The sequence below is a fragment of the Rhizobium sp. SG_E_25_P2 genome, from assembly GCF_029892285.1.
In the GTDB taxonomy this organism is placed as follows: domain Bacteria; phylum Pseudomonadota; class Alphaproteobacteria; order Rhizobiales; family Rhizobiaceae; genus Rhizobium_E.
Genome location: NZ_JARXVM010000035.1, coordinates 1 through 4,303 on the forward strand (window position 1 = coordinate 1; position 4,303 = coordinate 4,303).

Consider the following 4,303-nt stretch of genomic DNA (forward strand, 5'->3'; position numbering starts at 1 on the left):
CCTCTTTAACCGTAGCTACTAAGACATAGCAAAACCGCTTCTAGCGGTTCAAGCGCAGCGTTTCAAACCTCCACCTTTGGTGGAGGTCATGACTTTGTGTGCTTGCCTTTGGGTGTGGCCTAAAACATGACGCCCAAAAGTGAGCGCCGGTTCAGGCGCGACGACTTGTGACAAAGTCAAAAACACAAGGCGTGAGGAGCGAAACTGAACGATCGCGACAGGCTTTGGAGCGCCGGTGATGTCAGCCTTTTTAGGGGGCAGGCCGCTCATGGTCCACTTGGGGCGGACGCTGAAACACGCTCTACGTCAGAAGGTTATCGGCGGCCATAAAGGCACGGACGTCGTTCATTGCGCGCGCTGCCTGAAGTCTAGGGAACGCGCAACAAGGCGTTTCTATATGGCCAGTTTCTGGTTCACTGTCGACCGGCGGTCAGGTCGCTGGCGATATCGCCGGGCTGGCCCAACAAAGCCTTGTAGACTTGGTAATTCTCCATCACCTTCTGCACATAGTCGCGCGTTTCCTGGAAGGGAATATTCTCGATCCAGTCGACGACATCATCGAGCTTTTTCCTGCGCGGATCGCCATAGCGCTTGATCCATTGTGGAATACGGCCGGGGCCAGCGTTATAGGCGGCGAAGGTGAGAATATAGGAGCCACGAAATTTATCGATCTGTTCGCCGAGATAATGCGAACCCAACGTGGCGTTGTAGCCCGGATCTTCGGTGAGGCGTTCCTCGGCCCAGGCCAGTTGATGTCTCGCCGCCAGCGTCTTGGCGGTAGACGGCAGGATCTGCAGCAAGCCGCGCGCATCGGCGGGCGATACGGCTTTGGCGTTGAAGGCGCTTTCCTGACGCGCGATCGCGTAAGCGAGCGCCTTGCCGGCGGCCGAAATATCCGCGCTATCGGGAATGGCGCCGAGCGGGAAAGCCGCCATCCCTGGGTCATGTCCCTGATTGAGCGCCGTCTTGCCGATCGCCAAGGCGAGGGCGGGACCCTGTGCGCTGAGCGCCGAATCGGCAAGAGCCTGCAACTCCGTGGGACTTTCGAGCGTCCGCGCCAGCGCCAGATAGAGCCGTCGCGCTCTGCCGTCCTGGCCGCTTTGCAGCATCAGATCGATAGCCTGCATTTCCGGACGGCTCTTCATGAGCGTTACAATGTCGGCGAGCGGGCGATAGCGGTGTTGCGGATGAAGTGCGACGCCGATCCGGGAGGCGGCGAGTTGGCCATAAAATGTCGCCGGATAATCCGAGGCTTTCAGAAACAGCGCCTTGGCGTCGCCGCCACCGCCGGCTTCGGCGGCGCGGCCCAGCCAGTAATAGGCGCGGGCCTGATCATGCGCCCGCAGGCTTGCCATGAGAATGGCGTTGAAATGCTCGGCGGCGCGTTTTGCGTCCTTCAGTCCCCGCAGCGCGTACCAACCGGCGTGAAATTCCGCTTCGACGATATCGGACGGTTCGATGGAAAGATGGGCGGCGACGAGTTTATAGGCGTCGGCGGCTTTGCCCTGTTCCAGCAACATGCGACTGACAATGCGGCTTTCCACCCACCAGGCGCCTGGATTCACCAATGCGGCCTGATCCTGCGGCGCCGTCGCCAGCAATGCCGCCGCGTCGCGATAGCGGCGGGCATAGCGAGCTTGTTTCACGGCGGCAAACAGCAATGCCGGCTCCTTGCCGAATTGCGCTCTCGCCTGATCGAGAAGGTCAGCCGCATTCTTATCGCGCTTGACAACCGCGGTGAAGGCCTTGGCGAGCGGTTCGGCCTTGCCGAGCGCCGCAAACCGCGTCGTCTGGGCAAACCTTTCGGCATAGAGCAGACGAAGCAGCCGGGCTTTGTGATCTTCGGCTGTGAGGCGCGCGCCGAATTCTGCCATGATCCGGTCTTCGGCGGCGGCGTCGAACAGGCGGTTGCTCCACAGTGTTTTCAGCCGCGCATGCGCGCCCGTTTCGTCGCCGGCCTCGATCCGAGCGCGGATCAGCAGAATGTCGCCTTCGATGCTCTTTGCGCCGGCTTCGCCGATCATCTCCGCAGCGAGGCGGGGCGATGCGTTTTCACGAAACAACGCCTTTTCGAGATTTTCTTCGATGTCGTCCAGCGCCGGCCAGCCCTTGAGCGCCGATTTCGCCATCACCAGTTCGGCGCTTGGCGTCGCCGTCTGTCCGGACACCGCAATTGCCCAGGTCAGCGTTTTCCATTCCACATCGCCCGGCGACAGCCGGTCGCGCCAGGCGATTGCCGTCAGCGTGTCACGGTTCTGCAGCGACATGAAGCCGGCGCGCAATGTGTCGCTGGCCTGAGCGGGGAGTCCCATGAGCGGCGTCCCGGTGGACGGCGCGTTGACCTGCTGGGGTGGCTTCGCCAGCACAATCCGCTCGGATTTAGCCGTCGGCTTGTCTTGCTCGCCGCGAGCGATCGACAGCGTGGTTGTTTTCTCATCCAGAGCGGCGGGCTTGGTTTGAGCGCGGCCGCCGATGAGGCCGGCCACTGCGCCGGCGCCGGCCGTGCATACGAGAATGGCGATGAAGGCGCGCTTCATGTCACTGGCTCCGCCGCGCCCGAGTGTCCGTATCGGGCTTGCTGAAATCTATCAGCCGTCAGTCTGGTAAATCCTTGGTTAATGGCGATGAAATCAACTTTTCGCGACATGAAAAGCCGATTATGACGCGCCTATTCGTCTTGCTGCGATCTGTCGGCTTCTATATGGTCCGACAACCCGTAAAAAGCGATTGCGGCTAAAGAATGGGCCAGTCGGCCGATGAGGAGTTCAGTCTATGTTCAAGGGTTCCATTCCCGCACTTTTGACCCCGTTCGCGGAGAATGGCGGCGTTGATGAAGCCAGTTTCGCCGCTCATGTGGAATGGCAGATTGCCGAGGGCAGCGCTGGCCTCGTGCCGGTCGGCACGACGGGCGAATCGCCGACGCTGAGCCATGACGAACACAAGCGGGTGGTCGAACTCTGTATCGAATTGGCTAAGGGCCGCGTTCCCGTGATCGCCGGCGCTGGCTCGAACAACACCACCGAAGCCATCGAACTCGCCCGGCATGCCGAAAAGGCCGGCGCCGACGCGCTTCTCGTCGTCACGCCCTATTATAATAAGCCCACCCAGAAAGGCTTGATCGCGCATTATTCCGCGATCGCCGAGGCGGTGAGCCTGCCGATCATCATCTACAACATTCCCGGCCGCTCGGTGATCGATATGACGCCGGAAACCATGGGCAAGCTGGCGAACGCTTATAAGAACATCGTCGGCGTCAAGGACGCCACCGGCAAGGTCGAGCGTGTGTCGGAACAGCGCATCACTTGCGGCGCGGATTTCATCCAGCTGTCGGGCGAGGATGCGAGCGCGCTCGGCTTCAACGCCCATGGCGGCGTCGGCTGCATCTCGGTGACCGCCAATGTCGCGCCGAAGCTCTGCGCCGACTTCCAGGCGGCCACGCTCGTCGGCGATTACGCCCGCGCGCTCGAATTGCAGGATAAGCTGATGCCGCTGCACAAGGCGATCTTCATGGAGCCGGGCGTTTGCGGCGCCAAATACGCGCTGAACAAGCTCGGTCGCATGAGCCGCGCCGTCCGCTCGCCGCTTGTGCCGGTTCTCGAGCCGGCCACGGAAGCCGCTCTTGACAATGCGCTTCGGCATGCCGATCTGATGGCGTGAGATGACACATAAAGGCAGACCCTCGGCGGTCAAGAAAATCGTGGCGGAAAACCGCAAGGCCCGCTTCAATTTCGAGATCGTCAACACGTATGAAGCAGGCTTGATGCTGACCGGCACCGAGGTTAAATCGCTGCGCGAAGGCAAGGCCAATATCGCCGAATCCTACGCCAGCGACGAGAATGGCGAGATCTGGCTGATCAATTCCTATGTTCCGGAATATCTGCAGGCCAACCGCTTCAATCACGCTCCGCGCCGGCCGCGAAAACTGTTGCTGTCCGGCAAGGAAATCAGTCGGCTTCGCATCGCCATTTCACGCGAAGGCATGACGCTCGTTCCGTTGAAAGTCTATTTCAATGAGAAGGGCAGGGCGAAGCTCGAATTGGCCTTGGCCAAGGGCAAGAAACTCCACGACAAGCGCGAGACGGAAAAGCAGCGCGACTGGGACCGCCAGAAGGGCCGTTTGCTGCGCGATCACGGCTGATCGCCGCGTCGTTCGTGGGGCTGCTGAACTTCAGGCGGTTGATAAACAAAGAACAGGGCGCTGACGCGCCCTCAGACTGCTGACAAACCCCTGGCCACATCCAGGGGTTTGTGATTCACTGGGACATGTTGAAGAAACCCGCTCCCGAACAAACGGCTCTCGAGA

3 protein-coding genes are annotated in these 4,303 nt (G+C 60.7%); 2 read left to right on the forward strand and 1 reads right to left on the reverse strand.

Features of this window, described 5'->3' with window-relative positions; translation table 11 throughout:
* Positions 1–413: 413 nt before the first annotated feature.
* Positions 414–2,537 carry a lytic transglycosylase domain-containing protein gene (locus tag M2360_RS26715; protein WP_280778429.1) on the reverse strand — a complete coding sequence of 708 codons (2,124 nt, stop codon included), beginning with the start codon at positions 2,535–2,537 and terminating at the stop codon, positions 414–416.
* A gap of 235 nt (positions 2,538–2,772) precedes the next feature.
* Between M2360_RS26715 and dapA the strand changes: the two genes are divergently transcribed.
* Together dapA and smpB are read left to right on the forward strand one after the other, a co-directional pair.
* The gene (gene dapA / locus M2360_RS26720) at positions 2,773–3,657 is read left to right on the forward strand and encodes a 4-hydroxy-tetrahydrodipicolinate synthase (RefSeq protein ID WP_280778430.1); all 885 of its coding nucleotides are present in this window, start codon (positions 2,773–2,775) and stop codon (positions 3,655–3,657) included.
* A gap of 1 nt (position 3,658) precedes the next feature.
* Positions 3,659–4,138 (forward strand): SsrA-binding protein SmpB, encoded by a 480-nt coding sequence (gene smpB / locus M2360_RS26725; RefSeq protein WP_280778431.1) that lies wholly within the window; start codon positions 3,659–3,661, stop codon positions 4,136–4,138.
* The last annotated feature ends 165 nt before the right edge of the window (positions 4,139–4,303 follow it).

Bases quoted from the DNA above. Each gene is read 5' to 3' on its own strand.
- M2360_RS26715 (WP_280778429.1), bottom strand. From the start codon at position 2,537: ATGAAGCGCGCCTTCATCGCCATTCTCGTATGCACGGCCGGCGCCGGC.
- dapA (WP_280778430.1), top strand. From the start codon at position 2,773: ATGTTCAAGGGTTCCATTCCCGCACTTTTGACCCCGTTCGCGGAGAAT.
- smpB (WP_280778431.1), top strand. From the start codon at position 3,659: ATGACACATAAAGGCAGACCCTCGGCGGTCAAGAAAATCGTGGCGGAA.